The organism is Modestobacter sp. VKM Ac-2977, from assembly GCF_026968045.1.
Taxonomy (GTDB): Bacteria; Actinomycetota; Actinomycetes; order Mycobacteriales; family Geodermatophilaceae; genus Modestobacter.
The window spans coordinates 446,163-465,467 of record NZ_JAPVBQ010000003.1; the positions used below are offsets into that span (position 1 = coordinate 446,163).

The 19,305-nt window shown below is 73.8% G+C and carries 25 protein-coding genes; 17 read left to right on the plus strand and 8 right to left on the minus strand.

Annotated features, from left to right (window positions below; translation table 11 throughout):
- Positions 1-38 precede the first annotated feature (38 nt).
- On the minus strand, positions 39-866 hold the full coding sequence (locus O2V63_RS14905; protein WP_269168341.1) for an MBL fold metallo-hydrolase: 828 nt from the start codon (positions 864-866) through the stop codon (positions 39-41).
- Positions 867-1,030: 164 nt separating this feature from the next.
- On the opposite strand from O2V63_RS14905, the gene O2V63_RS14910 reads away from it, so the two are divergent.
- Both O2V63_RS14910 and O2V63_RS14915 read left to right on the plus strand, forming a co-directional pair.
- Entirely contained in the window at positions 1,031-2,545 is a 1,515-nt protein-coding gene (locus O2V63_RS14910; protein ID WP_269168342.1) for a TldD/PmbA family protein, read from the plus strand.
- Complete coding sequence (locus tag O2V63_RS14915; RefSeq protein WP_269168343.1) at positions 2,542-3,930, plus strand: metallopeptidase TldD-related protein; 1,389 nt, start codon at positions 2,542-2,544, stop codon at positions 3,928-3,930. The genes O2V63_RS14910 and O2V63_RS14915 overlap by 4 nt, the downstream gene beginning before the upstream one ends.
- A gap of 24 nt (positions 3,931-3,954) precedes the next feature.
- Here O2V63_RS14915 and O2V63_RS14920 read toward each other — a convergent pair whose 3' ends face one another.
- Together O2V63_RS14920 and O2V63_RS14925 are read right to left on the minus strand one after the other, a co-directional pair.
- The gene (locus tag O2V63_RS14920) at positions 3,955-4,110 is read right to left on the minus strand and encodes a hypothetical protein (protein WP_269168344.1); all 156 of its coding nucleotides are present in this window, start codon (positions 4,108-4,110) and stop codon (positions 3,955-3,957) included.
- 36 nt (positions 4,111-4,146) lie between these two features.
- On the minus strand, positions 4,147-4,371 hold the full coding sequence (locus tag O2V63_RS14925; protein WP_269168345.1) for a hypothetical protein: 225 nt from the start codon (positions 4,369-4,371) through the stop codon (positions 4,147-4,149).
- A gap of 274 nt (positions 4,372-4,645) precedes the next feature.
- Here O2V63_RS14925 and O2V63_RS14930 point away from each other — a divergent pair, with 274 nt between their 5' ends.
- From O2V63_RS14930 to O2V63_RS14940, 3 genes are all read left to right on the plus strand, one after another.
- Positions 4,646-4,951 (plus strand): hypothetical protein, encoded by a 306-nt coding sequence (locus O2V63_RS14930; protein WP_036335899.1) that lies wholly within the window; start codon positions 4,646-4,648, stop codon positions 4,949-4,951.
- A 90-nt stretch (positions 4,952-5,041) separates the two neighbouring features.
- The gene (locus O2V63_RS14935; protein ID WP_269168346.1) at positions 5,042-5,521 is read left to right on the plus strand and encodes a hypothetical protein; all 480 of its coding nucleotides are present in this window, start codon (positions 5,042-5,044) and stop codon (positions 5,519-5,521) included.
- A 131-nt stretch (positions 5,522-5,652) separates the two neighbouring features.
- Positions 5,653-6,657, plus strand: coding sequence for a C40 family peptidase (locus tag O2V63_RS14940; protein WP_269168347.1), 1,005 nt, complete (start codon positions 5,653-5,655; stop codon positions 6,655-6,657).
- A gap of 15 nt (positions 6,658-6,672) precedes the next feature.
- Here the strand turns inward: O2V63_RS14940 and O2V63_RS14945 are convergent, their stop codons facing one another.
- Positions 6,673-7,278 (minus strand): YdeI/OmpD-associated family protein, encoded by a 606-nt coding sequence (locus O2V63_RS14945; protein ID WP_269168348.1) that lies wholly within the window; start codon positions 7,276-7,278, stop codon positions 6,673-6,675.
- Between the two features lie 107 nt (positions 7,279-7,385).
- Here O2V63_RS14945 and O2V63_RS14950 point away from each other — a divergent pair, with 107 nt between their 5' ends.
- From O2V63_RS14950 to O2V63_RS14985, 8 genes are all read left to right on the plus strand, one after another.
- On the plus strand, positions 7,386-8,141 hold the full coding sequence (locus O2V63_RS14950) for a histidine phosphatase family protein (protein WP_269168349.1): 756 nt from the start codon (positions 7,386-7,388) through the stop codon (positions 8,139-8,141).
- The gene (locus O2V63_RS14955) at positions 8,122-9,012 is read left to right on the plus strand and encodes an NAD(P)H-hydrate dehydratase (protein ID WP_269168350.1); all 891 of its coding nucleotides are present in this window, start codon (positions 8,122-8,124) and stop codon (positions 9,010-9,012) included. Before O2V63_RS14950 ends, O2V63_RS14955 begins: the two co-directional genes overlap by 20 nt.
- Positions 9,013-9,097: 85 nt before the next feature.
- Positions 9,098-9,502 carry a hypothetical protein gene (locus tag O2V63_RS14960; RefSeq protein WP_269168351.1) on the plus strand — a complete coding sequence of 135 codons (405 nt, stop codon included), beginning with the start codon at positions 9,098-9,100 and terminating at the stop codon, positions 9,500-9,502.
- Complete coding sequence (locus tag O2V63_RS14965) at positions 9,503-9,700, plus strand: helix-turn-helix transcriptional regulator (RefSeq protein WP_269168352.1); 198 nt, start codon at positions 9,503-9,505, stop codon at positions 9,698-9,700.
- A gap of 31 nt (positions 9,701-9,731) precedes the next feature.
- Complete coding sequence (locus O2V63_RS14970; RefSeq protein ID WP_269168353.1) at positions 9,732-10,055, plus strand: hypothetical protein; 324 nt, start codon at positions 9,732-9,734, stop codon at positions 10,053-10,055.
- 55 nt (positions 10,056-10,110) lie between these two features.
- Positions 10,111-10,650, plus strand: a complete 540-nt coding sequence (locus tag O2V63_RS14975; RefSeq protein ID WP_269168354.1) for a gamma carbonic anhydrase family protein — start codon at positions 10,111-10,113, stop codon at positions 10,648-10,650.
- A gap of 4 nt (positions 10,651-10,654) precedes the next feature.
- Positions 10,655-11,152, plus strand: coding sequence for a hypothetical protein (locus O2V63_RS14980; RefSeq protein ID WP_269168355.1), 498 nt, complete (start codon positions 10,655-10,657; stop codon positions 11,150-11,152).
- Positions 11,149-11,820 (plus strand): sigma factor-like helix-turn-helix DNA-binding protein, encoded by a 672-nt coding sequence (locus tag O2V63_RS14985; RefSeq protein ID WP_269168356.1) that lies wholly within the window; start codon positions 11,149-11,151, stop codon positions 11,818-11,820. Before O2V63_RS14980 ends, O2V63_RS14985 begins: the two co-directional genes overlap by 4 nt.
- Before the next feature lie 38 nt (positions 11,821-11,858).
- Here the strand turns inward: O2V63_RS14985 and O2V63_RS14990 are convergent, their stop codons facing one another.
- Complete coding sequence (locus tag O2V63_RS14990; RefSeq protein ID WP_269168357.1) at positions 11,859-12,965, minus strand: fatty acid desaturase family protein; 1,107 nt, start codon at positions 12,963-12,965, stop codon at positions 11,859-11,861.
- A gap of 194 nt (positions 12,966-13,159) precedes the next feature.
- Here O2V63_RS14990 and O2V63_RS14995 point away from each other — a divergent pair, with 194 nt between their 5' ends.
- From O2V63_RS14995 to O2V63_RS15005, 3 genes are all read left to right on the plus strand, one after another.
- Positions 13,160-13,417, plus strand: a complete 258-nt coding sequence (locus O2V63_RS14995) for a DUF167 domain-containing protein (RefSeq protein WP_269168358.1) — start codon at positions 13,160-13,162, stop codon at positions 13,415-13,417.
- Between the two features lie 71 nt (positions 13,418-13,488).
- Positions 13,489-14,517 (plus strand): zinc-dependent alcohol dehydrogenase family protein, encoded by a 1,029-nt coding sequence (locus tag O2V63_RS15000; protein WP_269168359.1) that lies wholly within the window; start codon positions 13,489-13,491, stop codon positions 14,515-14,517.
- A gap of 49 nt (positions 14,518-14,566) precedes the next feature.
- Positions 14,567-14,863 (plus strand): hypothetical protein, encoded by a 297-nt coding sequence (locus tag O2V63_RS15005; RefSeq protein ID WP_269168360.1) that lies wholly within the window; start codon positions 14,567-14,569, stop codon positions 14,861-14,863.
- A 2-nt stretch (positions 14,864-14,865) separates the two neighbouring features.
- Here O2V63_RS15005 and O2V63_RS15010 read toward each other — a convergent pair whose 3' ends face one another.
- Entirely contained in the window at positions 14,866-15,411 is a 546-nt protein-coding gene (locus O2V63_RS15010; RefSeq protein WP_269168361.1) for a hypothetical protein, read from the minus strand.
- Entirely contained in the window at positions 15,408-16,337 is a 930-nt protein-coding gene (locus O2V63_RS15015; RefSeq protein WP_269168362.1) for a mechanosensitive ion channel family protein, read from the minus strand. The genes O2V63_RS15010 and O2V63_RS15015 overlap by 4 nt, the downstream gene beginning before the upstream one ends.
- A gap of 211 nt (positions 16,338-16,548) precedes the next feature.
- On the opposite strand from O2V63_RS15015, the gene O2V63_RS15020 reads away from it, so the two are divergent.
- On the plus strand, positions 16,549-18,417 hold the full coding sequence (locus O2V63_RS15020; RefSeq protein WP_269168363.1) for a BCCT family transporter: 1,869 nt from the start codon (positions 16,549-16,551) through the stop codon (positions 18,415-18,417).
- A 49-nt stretch (positions 18,418-18,466) separates the two neighbouring features.
- Here O2V63_RS15020 and O2V63_RS15025 read toward each other — a convergent pair whose 3' ends face one another.
- Positions 18,467-19,303 (minus strand): ABC transporter ATP-binding protein, encoded by an 837-nt coding sequence (locus O2V63_RS15025; RefSeq protein ID WP_269168364.1) that lies wholly within the window; start codon positions 19,301-19,303, stop codon positions 18,467-18,469.
- Positions 19,304-19,305 lie beyond the last annotated feature (2 nt).

Consider the following 19,305-nt stretch of genomic DNA (forward strand, 5'->3'; position numbering starts at 1 on the left):
TTGATCCGCCCAGGTCAGCGGGTCATCCCCGGGGTGGATCAGGCGCGCAGCGAGATCGTCTGGCCGCGACCCACGGTGCGCACCTCGCCAGGGGCCCGGCGGGCGGCGACCTCGGCGACGAAGTCGCCCAGCGGGCTCTTGAAGAGGCCGTAGTCGTCGTAGTGCACGGGCACGGTGACCGGCGGCCGCAGCAGCTCGACCAGGTCGGCGCCCTGCTGGGCGTCCATGGTCACCGTGATGCCGGCGACCTTGGTGCCACCCAGGTGCGGGATGAGCACGTCGAGCGGCCCGCACCGCTGCAGCACCTCGCCGAGGAACGGCCGGTAGAGGGTGTCACCGCTGATGTAGCCACGCCAGGTCACCTCCGGGCCGGCGACGCCGCCGCGCACCAGCTCCAGCACGCTGCCCATCACCTGGGGCAGCAGCCGGGCCAGCGGTCCGGGGCCGTGGACGCCCGGCACGCTGGTGATCCGCAGCGTGTCCGTGCCCTGGGTGAGCTCGTGGGTCTGCCAGGGCCGCAGGTCGGCGGTGGCGGTGAAGCCGCGCTTGCCCAGACAGCCGGCCGCCTCCGGCGTGGTCACCACCGGCGTCTCCTTGGGCAGGGACCGGGTTGCCACCCGGTCCCAGTGGTCGCCGTGCATGTGGCTGAGCAGGACGGCGTCCAGCGCGGGCAGCTGTGCGGGCACCAGTGCCGGGTCGGTCAGCCGCCTGCTGCGCAGCCCGTGGCCCAGGTGCGCCCACTGGCCGCGGTGCAGGAAGTTCGGGTCGGTCAGCAGGGTGAACGGCCCGATCCGCAGCAACGTCGTGGCGGTGCCGCCGAAGGTCAGCGTGACGTCGTCCCCGGGGCGTGCCTGGTCAGCGGCCATGCCGACGCCTACCCACGGAGGGGGTCGGCCACTCCGCCGTTGTGCGCTGGCTGTCGCTCCACGGATCGAAGACCGACGACGGGCGCACAACGGCCGGCGCTGATCGGTAGCTGGGCTCACGAACTGCGTCGCTCCTGTCGGGTCCGCCTGGTAGACACGGGGCCGTGGCACAGCCCCGTTCCGTCGACGAGTCCTTCCTCGCCCTCCCGTTGTCCGCGCTGGCCGATGCGGCGTTGACCCGCGCGGTCGACCTGGGCTGCGAGCACGCCGACCTGCGGGTCGAGCGGATCCGCACCCAGACCGTCCGGCTGCGCGACGCCCGGCTGGAGGCGCTGGCCGACGGCGAGGACCTCGGCCTGGCGGTGCGGGTGGTGCACGAGGGCACCTGGGGCTTCGCCGCCGGTGTGGTGCTCACCGCGGCGGAGGCGGTGCGGCTGGCCGAGGAGGCCGTCGCCGTCGCCCAGGTGTCGGCGGCGATGAACACCGACCGCGTCGAGCTGGCTCCGGAGCCGGTGTACGCCGACGGCGAGTGGGTGTCGGCCTACGAGGTCGACCCGTTCGCCGTCCCGGACGCGGAGAAGACCGCGCTGCTGGTCGAGCTCTCCGAGCGGCTGCTGGCCGCCGACGGCGTGGAGCACGTGCAGAGCAGCGTGATGCAGGTCAAGGAACAGAAGTTCTACGCCGACACGGCCGGTACCCGCACCCGCCAGCAGCGCGTGCGGGTGAACCCGGAGTTCACCGCGCTCACCGTCGACCGCACGACCGGCACCTTCGAGTCGATGCGCACGCTGGCCCCGCCGGTGGGCCGCGGCTGGGAGTACCTCACCGGCACCGGCTGGGACTGGCGCGGTGAGCTGGCCGAGCTCCCCGAGCTGCTGCGGGAGAAGGTCAAGGCCCCCTCGGTCGACCCGGGCCGCTACGACCTGGTCGTCGACCCGTCCAACCTGTGGCTGACCATCCACGAGTCGATCGGGCACGCCACCGAGCTGGACCGCGCACTCGGCTACGAGGCCGCCTACGCGGGCACCTCCTTCGCCACCGTCGACAAGCTCGGCACGCTGCAGTACGGCTCGCCGCTGATGCACGTCATCGGCGACCGCACCGCCGAGCACGGCCTCTCCAGCGTCGGGTGGGACGACGAGGGCGTCGCCGGCCAGCAGTGGGACCTGGTCCGGGACGGCGTGCTCGTCGGCTACCAGGTCGACCGCAACATGGCCCGGCTGCGCGGCATGGAGCGCTCCAACGGCTGCGCGTTCGCCGACTCCGCCGCCCACGTGCCGGTGCAGCGGATGGCGAACGTGTCGCTGCAGCCCACCCCCGGCGGTCCTTCGACCGAGGAGATCATCGGCGGGGTCGAACGCGGCGTCTACGTCGTCGGCGACAACAGCTGGTCGATCGACATGCAGCGGTACAACTTCCAGTTCACCGGGCAGCGGTTCTACAAGATCGAGGGCGGCCGGCTGGCCGGCCAGCTCCGCGACGTCGCCTACCAGGCGACGACCACCGACTTCTGGGGCTCGATGACGGCGGTCGGCGGGCCCCAGACGTACGTGCTCGGCGGTGCCTTCAACTGCGGCAAGGCCCAGCCCGGCCAGGTGGCCCCGGTCAGCCACGGCTGCCCGACCGCGCTGTTCGAGAACACGACCATCCTCAACACGAAGCAGGAGGGTGGGCGATGAGCTCGCAGACCCCGCAGCAGCTCGTCGAGGCCGCGCTGGCGGCGTCCACGGTGGACGGGCAGATCACCTACGTCACCGACAGCTCGGAGGCCAACCTCCGCTGGGCGAGCAACAGCCTGACCACCAACGGCGCGATGCGCTCCCGGCAGGTCGTCGTCATCTCCTTCGTCGACGGCGGCGCCGGCATGGCCACCGGCACCGTGGCCCGCACCGGCACCCCGGACATCGCCGAGCTGGTGCGGATGAGCGAGCAGGCCGCCCGGGACGCCGGGCCGGCTGAGGACGCGATGCCGCTGATCAGCGAGGCCCCCGCCGGGTCGGGCGACTGGGACGCCGAGGTGGCCACCACCTCCATCGACGTGTTCGCCGACTTCGCGCCCGCGCTGGGCGAGGCCTTCGGCGGCGCCCGCGACCGGGGCGAGCTGCTGTTCGGGTTCGCCGAGCACCAGCTGGCCACGACCTACCTGGGCACCTCGACCGGGCTGCGGCTGCGGCACGACCAGCCCACCGGGCGGGTCGAGCTGAACGGGAAGAGCGCCGACTTCGGCCGCTCAGTCTGGGCCGGGGTCGGCACCCGCGACTTCACCGACGTCTCGGTGGCCGGCCTCGCGGCCGAGGTGCAGCAGAAGATGGCCTGGTCGCAGCGCCGGGTGGAGCTGCCGGCCGGGCGGTACGAGACGCTCCTGCCGCCGTCCACGGTCAGCGACCTGATGATCCCCACCTACTGGGCGATGGAGGCCCGGGACGCCGACGAGGGGCGCAGCGTCTACGCCCGGACCGGTGGTGGCAACCGGATCGGCGACCGGCTGGCCCAGCTCCCGCTCACCCTGCGCAGCGACCCGCACGCCCCGGGGCTGGAGACCGCGCCGTTCCAGGTGGTCGGCGGCTCCTCCGGGTCCGCCTCCGTCTTCGACAACGGCATGGCGACGCCCGCCGTCGACTGGATCCGCGACGGGGTGCTGACCAACCTGATCCGGCCGCGGGCCTGGGCGCTGCGGACGACGGCACCGGCGACCGCCGCGGTGGACAACATCATCCTGGAGGACCCCAACGCCACTGCCTCGCCGGCGGAGATGATCGCGCGCACCGAACGCGGTCTGCTGCTGACCACGCTCTGGTACATCCGCGAGGTCGACCCGCAGACGCTGCTGGTCACCGGGTTGACCCGCGACGGGGTCTTCCTCGTCGAGAACGGCGAGGTGACGGGCGCGGTGAACAACTTCCGGTTCAACGAGTCGCCGGTCGACCTGCTGGCCCGGGCGACCGAGGCCAGCAGCACCGAGCGGACCCTGCCGCGGGAGTGGAACGACTGGTTCAGCCGGGCCTCGATGCCGATGCTCCGGGTGCCCGACTTCAACATGAGCTCGGTCAGCCCGGCCAGCTGACGCCGGCCGGGCGGCCGACCCGGGTCAGTGCTCGCGCCGGTCGCGGCCGGTCTGTCCGGGGTCGGGGCTCGACGTGGCGACCGCCGGGTCGACCGGGTCGCCGGTCGGCTCGGGGCCCTGCGTGGCGGCGTCCGTGGAGGTGGGTTCGGTGGCCGGGTCGGAGCCGGCGGGTTCGGTCATGGCGACCAGGTACCCCGTGGAGCCCGGCCGGAACGGTCAGGGGGTGACGGGTCCGCGGCCGACGTCGTCGGGCTCGGGGGTCTGGAAGGCCGTCTCCGTCGACGGCGCCGCCTCGGCGTCGTCCGTGCCCTCCTCGGGGGCGTCCGGCTCCTCGCCACCGACGCCGAAGCCCTCGGCCGTCGGCGGGGCCCCGGCCCCGGGATCGGCCGCGGGGATCCCGTCGTCCGCGTTCGGCAGGTTCGGCTCCATGGGTGCGCTCATCGACATGGCCGGCCCCTACCCCGCCGGTCGCCGGCGGATGCACGCGCACCGCTCCACGGCCGGGACGCCCACGCCACGGCACTGCTGGGGCGGGGTGCGGTCCGCGAGGCGGCCGGGATGGGCGGGGTGGGTGTGGCGGGTGTGTGCAACTCGACGAGGAAACCGCGTTTCATGCCCCTGCGTCACGGACATGAAACGCGATTCGTGTCTACTTCCCCACGAACGCCGACGACGACCCCCTGCCTCCCCGGCAGGACGGCGAGGGGAGCTCCACATGACGTACTGCCAGAAGCCCTCGATCTTCCAGGTGGGCAAGGTCCACGACAACGGCCCGTCCGTGATCGTCTCCGGGTGGGGCCTGGGCATGTGCGCCTCGTCGTGTCGATGCCACCGCAACCCGGAGGACGGCCAGCTGTCCCTCGCCGAGGACCAGGCCGGTGGCAGCCTCGGCCTGCGCAGCTTCACCCCGACCGGCACCTGCGACTGCTGTGAGGCGTGGACGTCGGCCGAGCTGTCCGCGATCCTGCGCGACGTCGCTGCGGTCGAGGCCCTGGACGCCTCGGAGCCGGCCGCCGGCTGAACCCACCAGATCCGACCGAGCCGCCCACCGGGGAACCGGTGGGCGGCTCGTCGTCTTTGCCGGGTCCGCACCCCGGGTAGCCCGGTGCCCATGTGGGCGAGAGCAGCGGTACGCGGTGCGGTGGCCGGGCTGGCCGGGGTGGCGGTCATGACGGCGGGGGAGAAGCTCGAACAGCAGGTGACCGGTCGCCCGGACTCCTACGTCCCGGCCCGGACGCTCACCGCCCTGGCCACCGGGCGGCGGCTCCCCGGGTCCGCGCGCCCACCGGTGCGCAACCACCTCATGCACTGGGGCACCGGCGCCGCCGTCGGCGCACTGCGTGGGGTCTGGGCCGCGGCGGGTCTGCGCGGCGTGCGTGCCTCCGCCTGGCACACCTCCGTGCGGCTGGCGGTCGACCAGACCCTGGAGAACGTCACGGGCGTGGGCGCGCCGCCGTGGACCTGGTCCCGGCGGGACCAGGTGGTCGACGTGGCGCACAAGGCCGTCTACTCCTTCGCCACCGGCGCCGTCGCCGACCGCATCATCGCGCCCGCGCGGGGCAGGAGAGGCGCACGGGGCCTGTGGGACTGAGGTCCACTGTGGACCGATCGGTCCCGGCGCGCCGCGCCTCTTGACAAGAGCGCGATCTCCCTACCGTCCGTCGAGACGTGCACGGAGCCCCTCGCCCCTCCCCGGGCGGAACGTGCGCAGACGGAGGTCCAGTGAACCGATCGACCCACCGGCGGTGGACGCGCGCTGCCGCCCTCGCGCTGACCGTCGGCGCGGCCGTCGTCCTGACCCCGTCGATCGGTGCCGCCGCCCCGAGCACCGCGGCCGAGGCCCGGAAGGCCGTCACCGACGCCGGGCTGGAGATCACGGCCCTGGACGAGCAGGTCCACGAGGCCGAGGCCGCCGCCGAACAGCACCAGGCCGCCGCGGACGCCGCCGCTGCCACGGCCGCCCAGGCACAGGCGCAGCTCGCCGCCCTGGAGCCGCAGCTGCGGGCGATCGCCCAGACCGGGTACGTCGGCACCACCCGCGGCCGGCTCGCCGCCTTCCTGACCAGCGGTTCGGCCGACGACCTGATCCAACAGATGAACACCCTCGACCAGCTGGCCACGCACGCCGACGCCATCGTCGCCACGGCCGCCACCGTCCGGTCCGCCGCCGAGCAGGCACAGCAGGAGGCCACCGTCGCCGCGGCGGCCGCAAAGGCGGCGGAGGCCGAGCTGCGGGCGCAGAAGGACCAGCTGGAGGGTGAGCTCGCCGGTTACCAGGCCGACCTCGCCCGGCTGTCGGCCGCCGACCAGGTGCGGGTGCACAACGTCATCTCCGGGCCCGAGGTCGCCGCCCCCGCCCCCGCGCCGGCCCCCACTGCGGCCGCCGGGGTCGCCGTGGAGACCGCGCTCGCCCAGATCGGCGACATGTACGGCATCGGTGCCGAGGGGCCGGACTCCTTCGACTGCTCCGGCCTGACCCAGTACGCCTACGCCGCGGCCGGGATCTCGTTGCCGCACTCCAGCCGCGCCCAGTCCCAGCTGGGTGTCGCCGTCGCGCGGGCCGACCTGCAGCCCGGCGACCTGGTCTTCTTCTACTCGCCGATCAGCCACGTGGGGATGTACATCGGCAACGGCCAGATGGTGCACGCCAGCGTCTCCGGCCGCCCGGTCGCGGTCACCAGCGTGGACAAGGGCGGCTACGTCAGCGCCCGCCGCGTCACCGGCTGAGGAGGCCCCGCCGAGCTACTCGTGGATGCGGCGACCCTCCTCGAGCAGCTGCACGCAGGCCGCGATCCGCTTGGCCCGGGTCTGCGGCGTGACGGCGGTGTGCACCCGCCACAGCACGGCGTACCGGTTGGCCCCGTCGAGCCCGGCGAACGCCTCCTGGGCTGCCGGGGCGGCCGCCAGCGCGGCGGCCAGGTCGTCGGGCACGGTGATCGTGGCGGGCCCGGCATAGGCGCGGTCCCAGCGACCGTCGGCCTGCGCGGCCTCGACCGCGGCCAGCCCGGCCGGGCGCATCCGGCCGTCGGCGATCAGCCGACCCACCGTCTCCACGTTCTTCTGCGACCAGACGCTCTTCGGCCGCCGGGGCGTGTACCGGACGGTGAACCAGTCGTCGTCCACCCGGTTGCCCCGGCCGTCGATCCAGCCGTGGCAGAGCGCCACCTCCACCGCCTCGGCCGCGGTCAGGGACGGGATGCCGGCCGACTTCTTGGCGATCTTCAGGAACAGGCCCGGTGCCCGGTCGTGCTCGGTCGCCAGCCAGGCGTCGAAGTCAGCGGGGGTCGGGAAGGCCCGGGTCTCGAACGTGCTGTCGTCGGCCACGTCGGCCATCGTCCGCAGCGGCACGCGCGCCGTCCAGGGGGCCCGGCTCCCGGTTTGTCCGGGCGACCGGTCGGCTACCGCAGGGCGGACGGCGCCCAGCAGGGGCGCCGCGACGACGGACGGGACGACGGATGGCACGGGCACCTGGCCCCACCGCCCTGTGGGTGGTGCGGCACGGCGAGAGCGTGGGCAACCTGGCCGATGCGCACGCGCACGAGACCGGTTCGGGCCGGCTGGAGCTCGACGTCCGCGACCCCGACGTCCCGCTGTCGGACACCGGCGAGCGTCAGGCCGACGCCCTCGGCGCATGGCTGGCGGGGCTGCCGGAGGACGAGCGCCCGACCACGGTGCTGAGCTCGCCGTTCAGCCGCGCGGCCGAGACCGCCCGGCGCGCGGTGGCGGCCAGCGGGCTGGACCTGACCATCCGCTACGACGAGCGGCTGCGGGAGCGGGACTTCGGCGTCTTCGACGGCATGACCGGGCAGGGCATCCGCGAGGAGCACCCGGACGAGGCCGGCCGCCGGGAGCTGCTCGGCAAGTTCTACTACCGGCCCCCCGGCGGGGAGAGCTGGGCCGACGTCGCCCTGCGGGTGCGCAGCCTGCTGGCCACCGAGGCGCTGCGGCACGACGGCGAGCGGCTGCTCTGCGTCTCGCACCAGGCCGTGATCATGGTGTTCCGGTACGTGTTGGAGGAGCTCTCCGAGCAGCAGTTGCTGGAGATCGACCGGGCCGAGCAGGTCGCCAACACCTCCGTGACCCGCTACGAGTCCGCCGACGGCGGGCTGTTCCGGCTGGCCGGCTTCAACGGCGTCGACCACCTCGACGACGCCGACCGGGGCGACGGTGCCCCCGTGACCGAGGAGACCGATGTCCCGTCCCCGGCCTGACCACACCTTGGTCAGCCCTCAGGTGCTCCGCGACTGGCGGCTGCCCGAGCCGACCGGCGGCAAGGAGGCCCGTGGCTCGATCCTGGTCGTCGGCGGGAGCACCGAGACCGTGGGCGCCGTCCTGCTGGCCGCCGAGGCCGCGCTGCGGTCCGGAGCCGGGAAGCTCCAGGTCGTCGTCCCGTCCAAGGTCGCACCGCACGTCTCCATCTCGCTGCCCGAGGCGCTGGTGCGCGGCGTGCCGTCCACCGAGGCCGGCGCCATCCAAGGCTCCTCGGCCGAGCTGTTCCTGGACCTGGCCCGGCAGGCCTCCGCGGTGCTGATCGGGCCGGGCATGGCCGACGAGCCCGAGACCCGGCGACTGGTCGAGCAGTTGCTGCCCGAGCTCCAGGGACCGGTCGCCCTCGACGCGCTCGGGCTGGCCGCCGTCACCGCCGACCCGGCGTGCCTGGAGCACCTGGGCGGCAACGTGGTGCTGACCCCCAACCCCACGGAGCTGGCGATCGCGTTGCACGTGGAACAAGAAGAGCTGGAGGACGACCCGGCAGGGGCGGCCCGGCAGCTGGCCGAGCAGACCGGCGCCGTCGTCGCCCTGGGCGGGGTGACCAGCTGGGTCGCTGCCCCCGACGGCCGGCTCTGGGCGGACGAGAGCGGCGGCGCCGGGCTCGGGGTCTCCGGCTCCGGCGACGTGCGCGCCGGGATCGTCGCCGGACTGCTGGCCCGCGGCGCGGAGCCGGCCCAGGCTGCCGTCTGGACCGCGCACCTGCACGGCCGGGCCGGTGAGCGGCTGGCCGCGACGGTCGGGCAGCTGGGTTTCCTGGCCCGGGAGCTGCCGCCGGAGATCCCCCGGGTGATGGCCGAGGTCGACCTCTGACCCGGCGTGTGAAGCGTGCTTGACACTCGACCGCGGGGCTGGTCGACTGCACGTGTCAAGCGAGCTTGTCACCGAGGAGTCGTGCATGGTCCGCCGTCACATCGCCGCCGCGCTCACCGGACTGCTGATCGCCAGCGGGATCGGCGTCCTCGCCGGCGCCTTCGAACCCGACGAGTTCTGGCTGCGCGCCGTCGTCTTCGCCTTCTGCACGTCCACGCCGGCCTACGGCGTGGGCTGGCTGGTGTTCCTCTCCGGCGTGACCGGAGAGGACCCGCCGGCGCACGTCGAGGAGACGATCGAGCACCAGTGGTTGCAGCGGAGCAGCTCCGCCGCCTTCCTCGACCTGGTGATCGTCGCCGGGCTCGGCGCGCTCGCACTGGCGGTCACGGACCTGGATCTCGCGGCCTCCTCGGTGCTCATGTGGCTGATCCTGTTCGCCTTCGCCGACGTCGCGGTGCGGCTGACCGTGCTGCGCCGTCGCGCCGCCTGAGTGCGCAACGACCTGGCCGACCGGCGGCAGGCCCGCGGCTGGTCACAGGGGCAACTGGCCCAGGAGCTGGGCGTCTCGCGGCAGACGGTGATCTCGCTGGAGAAGGGCCGCTTCGACCCCAGCCTGCCGCTCGCGTTCCGGATCGCCGCGCTCTTCGGCTGCCGGATCGAGGACGTCTTCAGCCCCGACGGGGAGTGACACCGCGATCGGTGTTCGGCAGGCTGGGTCGGTGAGCGATCCAGGCAGGGCGACGGACGGCGTCCGGGCGGCGGAGCTGTACGAGGCGACGCTGCAGCCGCGCCGCGGTGGCCGGGTGCTGCGCGGTGCACGGCTGGCGGCCGCGTTCGTGGCCGAGCTGGCCTGGGGGCTGATCCCCGGGCCGTCCCTGCACGACGTGGTGGTCACCCGGCGGGCCGACGGCGCCGAGGTGCTGCGCGTCTGGGCCGGTGACCCGATGCACCCCGGCGACATGCTGGCGCAGGTCCGGCGGCAACTGGCGGAGCGCTCCCCGTCCGACTTCCTCGCCGAGTGGGGCGCCGACGAGCCGGTGTGATGTGCTGCGCGCAGCAGCGGGAACCGCCCGCCCCCTCGGTGAGGAGTGCAGCAACGTGGCTGACAGCTACATCGGAGCCCTCGACTTCGGTGCCCCGGAGATCGACGAGCAGGCGTTCGTCGCCCCCACCGCCGTCGTGGTCGGCAAGGTGACCATGGGCCCGCGGGCCAGCATCTGGTACGGCGCGATCGCCCGGGCCGACTCGGAGGTCATCGAGATCGGCGCGGACTCGAACGTCCAGGACGGCTCGACCCTGCACAGCGACCCCGGGCACCCACTGGTGATCGGCCGCGGCGTGACCGTCGGCCACAACGTCGTGCTGCACGGCGCCCGGGTCGACGACCACGTGCTGGTGGGCATGGGCAGCACCGTGCTCAACGGTGCGCACATCGGCTCCGGCTCGATCGTCGCCGCCGGCGCGGTGGTCATGCAGGGCGCGCAGATCCCACCGAACTCCTTGGTCGCCGGGGTGCCGGCCAAGGTGCGACGGGAGACCACCGAGGACGACCGCACGGCGATCGAGCTGAACGCCCAGAGCTACACCGACCGGCTCGACCAGCACCGCGCCGTCCGCCGGGTGCGGCAGGAGGGCTGAGCGGATGAGCGCCGAAGAGCTGCGCCGTCAGGTCTCCTGGACCGTCGATGACACCTCAGCGGCCCGGCGGGCCGGCCGGTTCCTCGGCGGGGTCGTCCACCTGGTCTCCGCGGTGGCGACCCTGGGCGCGGACGCCGGGACCGGGGCTCGTCGACCCACGTGGAGCCTGCCGGCCGACCCGGACGACTACCTGGACCTCGGTCCGCTGACCCTGCGGCTGCCCGAGTCCGGCCCGTCCGAGCTGGTGCAGGCGACGCGGACCGGGGTCTGGGCGACCCCGGCGGGGAGGCCGGCGCGACGGCTGCCGGTGGAGGCGTGGCGGGTGGTGTCGGCGGTGCCGGGCACCGGCTCACGCTCGCCCCGCCACCCGGAGGCGGAGTGGACGCTGACCGTCAGCAACGGGTCGGCGCACGGTTCGCTGACCGGCGCCTGGCTGGGGCTCGCCTGGATCGGGCACCTGGCCGGCTGGTCCGAGCCGGTGGCGTCGCCGGGGAGCGCATGACCGCTGGGGCGTTCGAGGAGTTCGTCGCCGCGGAGTCGACGCCGTCCCTCCGCGTGGCGTACCTGTTGACCGGTGACGGTCGCGCGGCCGGTGACCTGCTGCAGGAGGCGCTGATCGCCGCCCACCACCGCTGGGACCGGCTCGCGGACCGGGAGGAGGCGACGTCCGCCCTCCGGCGGGAGCTGGTGGCCGCGCACCTGGGCCGACGGTGGAGCCGGGTCGGTGCGGCGCTCGGCGACTCCCCGCTGCTGGCCGGCACCACCGGGATCCCCGGTTTCTCCTCGGCACACTCGGATCCGGTTCCGTCGGACGAGACGGCGGCCGCGCTGGCCCACCTGCTCCCGCGGCAGCGCGTGGCCCTCGCACTCCGGTACGGCGCGGGCCTGTCGGAGGAGGCGGTCGCCGACGCGCTGGGCACGCCGGTGGCCGACGTCCGGGCGCTCGTCGGCGACGGGCTGGGCCGGCTGGGCGAGCTCCTCGAGGTGGACGGCGCAGCGGCGGCGGCCCTGGTGTGCGACCTCGCCGGGCGGGCCCCCGCCGACCCCGGCGACGTCCACGGCCGGGTGCTGGACGGCGAGCGATCGGAACGCCGACATCGGGCCGGGCTGCTCGCCCTGGCGGCGTTCTTCGTCCTCGTCGTCCTGCTGGTGCTGTTCGCCGGACGGTGAGGCCCCGCTGCCGGGCTCCGAGGCAGCGGGACCCTTCCTCAGTTGCGGATCGAGGACGTCAGCGGGCAGACGAACGGGTCGCGCTCGCCGAGCCCGACGCGGTTCAGGTACTGGACGACGATCCGGTACGAGCCGACCAGCGACGTCTCGGTGTAGCTGATCCCGTGCTGGGCGCAGTGTGCGCGCACCATCGGCTGCACCTTCTTCAGGTTCGGCCGCGGCATGCTCGGGAAGAGGTGGTGCTCGATCTGGTAGTTCAGGCCGCCCATCATGAAGTCGGTGACCCGGCCGCCCTTGATGTTGCGCGACATGAGCACCTGACGGCGCAGGAAGTCGACCTTGGCGTTCTTCGGGACGATCGGCATGCCCTTGTGGTTGGGCGCGAACGAGCCACCCAGCAGCAGACCGAACACGGCCTGCTGGACCAGGATGAAGGCCACGGCCAGCAGCGGCGGCATGATCAGGAAGACCGCCCCGACGAAGAGCCCCAGCCGGGCCGCGATGATCGCGATCTCCAGCCGGCGGTGCGGCATCGTCTTCTCGCGGGCGAGGGTGGCCAGGCTGTTGGCGTGCAGGGCGGCACCCTCGAAGCACAGCAGCGGGAAGAACGCCCAACCTTGGTGCCGGGTCCACCAGCCACGCAGGCCGCTCATCCGGTCCTCGGCGTCGTCCGGCGTGAAGGCCAGCACCGCGGACTCGATGTCGGGGTCCTTGCCCATCTGGTTCGGGGCGTTGTGGTGCCGGTTGTGCTTCTGCATCCACCAGCCGTAGCCGATGCCGGCGAAACCGCAGGAGAGCACCCGGGCGTTCCACTCGTTGGCCCGGTGCGAGCCGAAGGCCTGCCGGTGCGCGGTGTCGTGGCCCAGGAAGCCGAACTGGGTGCAGACCAGCGAGAGGACGACGGCCAGGCCCAGCTGCCACCAGGAGTCGCCCAGTGCCACGATCGCCACCCAGACCCCGGCGAAGGCGGCCACGGTCAGCGCGATCGACGCGACGTAGTACGGGCGGCGGCGGTTCAGCAGCCCGGCGTCCTTCACCTGCTGGGAGAGCTCGGCGTAGACGCTGACCTGACGGTCGCGGGCTCGCTCGGGGCGGGGCGCCCGGGCGGGGGGAGGCGTGGAGCCCTCCAGCGTGGTTGCGGTCATCTGCACTCTCAGGGTGGGTCCCGGGCTGCTCCGGGTGGTGCCGGGCGACCGGCGACGACAGGGACCGCGCTACGTCTGGCTGGAGCACCGCGTGCTGCCGACGGTAGGCGACGGGGCACACCTCTGCCACGCGGGTCCCGGGGGTGATAAGCGCGGGAGACACGTGACATCACGCTCAGTGCAGACTCGCTGGCGTGCGGGTGGCGATCAGGGTGCGGCCGGGGGCATCGCGTACCGAGGTCGGGGGCGAGCACGACGGCGCACTCATCGTCCGGGTGTCGGCGCGGGCGGTCGACGGCAGGGCGACCGAGGCGGCGTTGGCTGCGGTGGCCGCCGCCTTCGGCGTCCGCCGCTCCGCGGTCACGCTCGTCACCGGCGCGACGGCCCGTTCGAAGGTGGTCGACGTGGACGGCGGCACGGACGCCGCGCTCCAGGAGCTGCTGGCCCACTGAGACTCACCCGCGATCGCACCCTCCCCCAGGGGCCGAGGTCGCGACTGCGGCCCCTGGGGGAGGCTGTCGGGGTGCGCGCGCTCTTGTTCGAGGAGTTCGGTGGCCCGCTGACGGTCCGGTCGGTGCCCGACCCGACCCCCGGCCGGGACGGCGTCGTCGTCCGGGTGGGCGCCAGCGGGATCTGCCGCAGCGACTGGCACGGCTGGTCCGGCCACGACCCCGACGTCGTCCTGCCGCACGTGCCCGGCCACGAGCTGGCCGGCACCGTGGCCGCCGTCGGTGACCGGGTGCGGACCTGGTCGGTGGGCGACCGGGTCACCGTGCCGTTCGTCTGCGCGTGCGGGCACTGCGGGCCGTGCCGGGACGGCGCCGGTCAGGTCTGCCTGAACCAGACCCAGCCCGGGTTCACGCACTGGGGTTCGCTGGCCGAGTTCGTCGCGCTGGACGCGGCCGACGTCAACCTGGTCGCCCTGCCCGACGAGATGCCGTTCGCCACCGCGGCCGGCCTGGGCTGCCGGTTCGCCACTGCCTTCCGGGCCGTCACCGGCGTCGGCCGGGTGCGGCCCGGCGAGTGGGTGGCGGTGCACGGCTGCGGCGGCGTCGGGCTGTCCGCGGTCCAGGTCGCGGTGGCCGCCGGGGCCCGGGTCGTGGCCGTCGACATCACCCCGGGCGCCCTCGAACTGGCCCGGGCCTGCGGTGCGGAGCACACGGTGGACGGCGCCGGCGACGTCCCCGGCGTGATCGCCGAGCTGACCGACGGCGGTGCGCACGTCTCGCTGGACGCTCTCGGCGCCGCCGTGACCTGCCTGAACTCGATCCGCAGCCTCCGACCGCGGGGTCGGCACGTGCAGGTCGGGCTGCTGCCGCCGGTGCTCGGCCGCCCGGAGATCCCGATGGAGCGGGTGATCGCCGGCGAACTGGCCCTGCTGGGCAGCCACGGGATGGCGGCGGCCGACTACCCGGCGATGCTCTCGCTGATCACGGCCGGTCGGCTGCACCCCGAGCTGCTGGTCACCCGGGAGCTCGGCCTGGACGCCGCTGGTGCTGCGCTGCCCGCGGTGGGCCGCGAGCCGGGGATCGCCGTCGTCACCTCGTTCTGAGCTGGGCAGCACCTGCCACGATCGCCCGGTGGCGACTTACCGGGTGTCGGTGACCTACACAGTGGACGTCGTGGACGAGGAGGCGCTCCTCCGGGCCGGCGCAGCCACGTGGGACGCGTCAGCCGGAGGCTGGGCACTCCGCACCGACGACGACGGCGGTGTCGCGGAGGCCACGACCGAGGAGGTGGCGGCCGTGACACCTGGGCTCGAGGCCAGCATCGCCTTCGTCCTGGGCGCCCAGCCGTACCCGGTCGTCCCCGGGGTGTGGTTCGCCGCCTCGTCCGTCGACGTCGAGCCCGGCAACCCGCCCGGTCCAGCTCATGCTGCCGGACCCACCTCGTCCTGAGCTCAGTCGGTGGGGTCCGGCGTCGTCTCGTCCGCGGTGCTGGTGGCCTCGGGCTCCGTCGTCCCGGCCTCGGTCGTCTCGTCCCGGGTCGGCGTGCTGGTGGGCGAGGGGGTCCGGGTCGGCGTCGGTGTGGGGGTCGGCGCGCGGGGGGTGGTGCGGGACGGCGTGCTCACGGGCTCCTCGTCCTCCCCGTCGTCCGGCGGCACCGGGCTGGTCGGCACGACCGGGACGGGCGTCTCCGGCGTCGGGGGCGTCGTCGGCTCGTCGCACTCCACGACGGTGCAGGGCACCTCGAGTGTCTCGCCGTCGGAGGTGGTGATGGTCCTCGTCCCGCTGTCCTGGCTGGGCAGGAAGAGGTTGAGCACGAACAGCACCACGAACAGGCCGCTGAGCACCACGGTCGAGGTGCGGGCCCGCCAGATGTGCGAGGGCACCCGCTCGTGCCAGGTCGGCGAGCGCCGGGTGGCCGGGGCGGCGACCGCGGACGGTTGTGCGGGGGCGGCCTGCGGCAGGACCCTGGTCGGCTGGTCGTCCGACGACGTGCTCATGCGGCTCCTCCCGTGCGTGCCCGGTCCTCGGCCAACGCCTCTTCCTGGATGCTCACGCCGTCCTGCACGTTGGTGGCGCGGAGGGACACGCCCTCCCGGGACAGCGCCAGCGCCACCCGGGCCCGGAGGTCGCGGCCCACGTCGAACTGCTTGCCCGGCAGCGTGCGGGCGACGACCCGCAGGTTCACCTCGTCCAGCGAGAGGCTCTCCACACCCATCACGCTGGGCTCGTCGAGCAGCAGCTTGTGCAGCCGCGGGTCGGCGAAGGCGCGTTGCCCGACCTCCCGCAGCACCTCCTGCACCCGGGTGACGTCCGCGGTCGCAGGCACCGGCACGTCGACGACGGCCCGGGCCCAGTCGCGCGAGAGGTTGGTGACCTTGACGATCTGGCCGTTGGGCACGATCACCACCTCCCCGTCGACCGAGCGCACCCGGGTGATCCGCAGGGTGACGTCCTCGACCGTCCCGGACGCAGGCTCCATGCCACCGACCACCTGGATGGAGACGACGTCGCCGAAGCCGTACTGCCGCTCGGTGATCAGGAAGAAGCCGGCCAGCACGTCACCGACGACCCGCTGGGCGCCGAAGCCCAGCCCCACGCCGAGCACGGTGGCCGGGGCGACCAGCCCGGTGACCGGGAGCCCCAGCCGGTCGAGGGCGAAGATGACCGCGATGGACCAGATCAGCACGATCGCCGCCCAGGTCAGCACCTGGGTCAGCGAGTGCCGGTGCTTGGCCGCCTCGGAGCGCACCAGGGCGTCGGAGTCGGTCGCGGCGGCGTCGATCCGGTCGGTGATCCGGTTCCCGGCCCAGCTGACCAGCCGGGCCACCAGCAGCGCGCCCAGCACGATCAGGAGCGCGTCGAGGGCGGGTCCGCGGAGCCAGTAGAAGAAGTCGGTGACCGGGCCGGCGGCGAGCACGTTCATCACCCTCCAGTGTGGCCGGTGGACCTGTGCGTGGGGTGCGCGGGTGGTGTGTGCGGGGTGGATGGGGCCGCTGGTGCGCGCGCCACGGATTTGCATCCGGGCCCGCGGGCAAGGACGGTGGTCCGTGCAACGAGGTGTCCCGAGTGTGGGGCAGCTCGCTCGACCTGCGCGCCGACCCGAAGGGAGGGGCGCCGATCAGGCGCCACGCCACGTGACGAACCCACCGAACAACCCACCCGGGCAGCCCTCATCCGGCTCGACCCGCAGCGGCGAGGCCCCGGGCGTCGACCAGGCCCCGGCTGCCGACCAGGCCCCGGCCGTCGACGACGCCGGCGCGACCGGCCAGACGATCGATGACGTGCTCGACCCCGACGTCCCCAGCCAGACCCACCCGGCGATCGCCCAGCCGCCGAGCCAGGAGCACGAGCGCCGCCCGAAGCTGGACCGCACGGTCTTCGGGATCGCCGCCGTCATCACCCTGGCCTTCCTCGCCTGGGGCTTCCTCAGCCCCACCGGCCTGGGCTCGGCCAGCGGCAGCGCGCTCGGCTGGATCGAGGGCAACCTCGGCTGGTTCTTCGTGCTGCTCGCCTCCGCCGTGGTCGTCTTCGTGCTGTGGATCGCCGCCAGCGCCTACGGCCGCATCCCGCTCGGTGCGGACGGCGAACGGCCGGAGTTCCGGACGATCAGCTGGATCGCGATGATGTTCAGCGCCGGGATGGGCATCGGGCTGATGTTCTTCGGCGTCTCCGAGCCGCTGTCGCACTACGTGTCGCCGCCGCCGGGCACCGTCCCGGGCGAGACCGACGCAGCCGTGACCACCGCACTGTCCACCACGCTGTTCCACTGGACCCTGCACCCGTGGGCGCTGTACGCCCTGGTCGGGCTGGCCGTCGCCTACGGCACCTACCGTCGGGGCCGCGGTCAGCTGCTCTCCTCGGTGTTCACCTCGCTGTTCGGCCGCGGAGTCGCCGAGGGGCCGGCCGGCAAGGTGATCGACGTCCTGGCCATCTTCGCCACGCTGTTCGGCACCGCCGCCTCCCTCGGGCTCGGCGCCCTGCAGATCGGCAGCGGGCTGGAGATCCTCGGCTGGCTCGGCCCGGTGGGCAACGCCGCCACGGTCGGCATCATCGCGGTGCTGACCGCGGCGTTCGTGGCGTCGGCGTTCTCCGGCATCGCTCGCGGCATCCAGTGGCTGTCCAACATCAACGTCGTCCTGGCGTTCGTGCTGGCGCTGTTCGTCTTCGTGGTGGGCCCCACGGTGCTGATCCTCAACCTGGTGCCGACCGCGCTGGGCTCCTACCTGGCCGACCTCCCCGAGCTGGCCGCCCGCACGAACGCATCCGGCGGCGACCTCGTGGCGGAGTGGCTGTCCGGCTGGACGGTCTTCTACTGGGCCTGGTGGATCTCCTGGACGCCGTTCGTCGGCGTCTTCCTCGCCCGGATCAGCCGGGGCCGCACGATCCGCGAGTTCATCACCGGCGTGTTGCTCGTGCCCAGCGTCGTGACGCTGCTCTGGTTCGCGATCTTCGGCGGTGCCGGGATCGACGCCCAGCGGTCGGGTCAGGACCTCGCCGGGCAGGCGACGGCCGAGGGCCAGCTGTTCGGGCTGCTCCAGGAGCTGCCGTTCGCCACGGTCACCAGCGTGATCGTGATGCTGCTGGTCGGGATCTTCTTCGTCACCGGCGCCGACTCGGCCTCGATCGTGATGGCGTCGCTCTCCGAGCGCGGCACCCGTGAGCCGACCTCGAAGATGGTCGTCTTCTGGGGGCTGCTGACCGGTGGCGTGGCCGCCGTGATGCTGCTCGTCGGCGGCGACGAGGCGCTGCAGGGGCTGCGGAACCTGACGATCATCGCCGCACTGCCCTTCGCAGTGGTGATGATCGGGCTGGCGGTCGCGCTGACCAAGGACCTGCGCTCGGACCCGATGGTGCTGCGCCGCACGTACGCCAGCGAGGCCGTCGAGCAGGCGGTCGTCGACGGGATCACCCGGCACGGCGACGACTTCGAGCTGGTCGTGCGCCAGAGCCCCGACGGCCACACCGAGGCACACCCCGAGCCCACCCAGCCCGGGCCGCGCTGATCACGGTGGCGACCCGCCGGCGCATGCCGCCGGGTCGCCACCGGGCCCTTCAGCCGCGGAGGCGGCGGACCGGGACCACCATCGGGGTGCCGGTCACCGGGTCGGGCACCACCCGGGCCTCCAGCTCGAAGACGTCGGCCAGCAGTTGCTCGGTGAGCACCTCCTCCGGGGTCCCGGAGGCGACCAGGACGCCGTCCTTCATCGCGACCAGCCGCTTCGCGTACCGGGCGGCCAGGTTGAGGTCGTGCAGCACGACCACCACGGTCCGGCCCTTCTCCGCGTGCAGCCGGCCCACCAGCTCCAGCACGTCGACCTGGTGCGCGAGATCGAGGTAGGTCGTCGGCTCGTCGAGCAGCAGCAGGTCGGTGCCCTGGGCCAGCGCCATGGAGATCCAGGCACGCTGGCGCTGCCCCCCGGAGAGCGCATCGACCGGTGAGTCGGCGAGGTCGGCCATGTCGGTCCAGCTCAGCGCCTCGGCGACCACGGCCTCGTCGTCGGAGGACCACTGCCGCAGCCAGCTCTGGTGCGGGTGCCGCCCACGCGCGACCAGGTCGGCGACGGTGAGCCCCTCGGGTGCCAGCGGCGTCTGCGGCAGCAGGCCCAGCACCTTGGCGACGTCGCGGGTCGAGGTGGCGCCGATCGCCCGGCCGTCGAGCAGGACGGTGCCCGAGGTCGGTCGCAGCAGCCTGCCCAGGGCCTTCAGCACGGTGGACTTGCCGCACCCGTTGGGGCCGACGATCGCGGTGAACGACCCGTCGAGGAGCTGCAGGTCCAGGTCGTCGACGACCACCTTGTCGCCGTAGGCGAGCCGGACGCCCTCGGCGGCCAGTCGCACCGACGGGGGCTGCTGGACACCGGTGGCGGAGGAGGTGCGGTGCTCGGTCACGG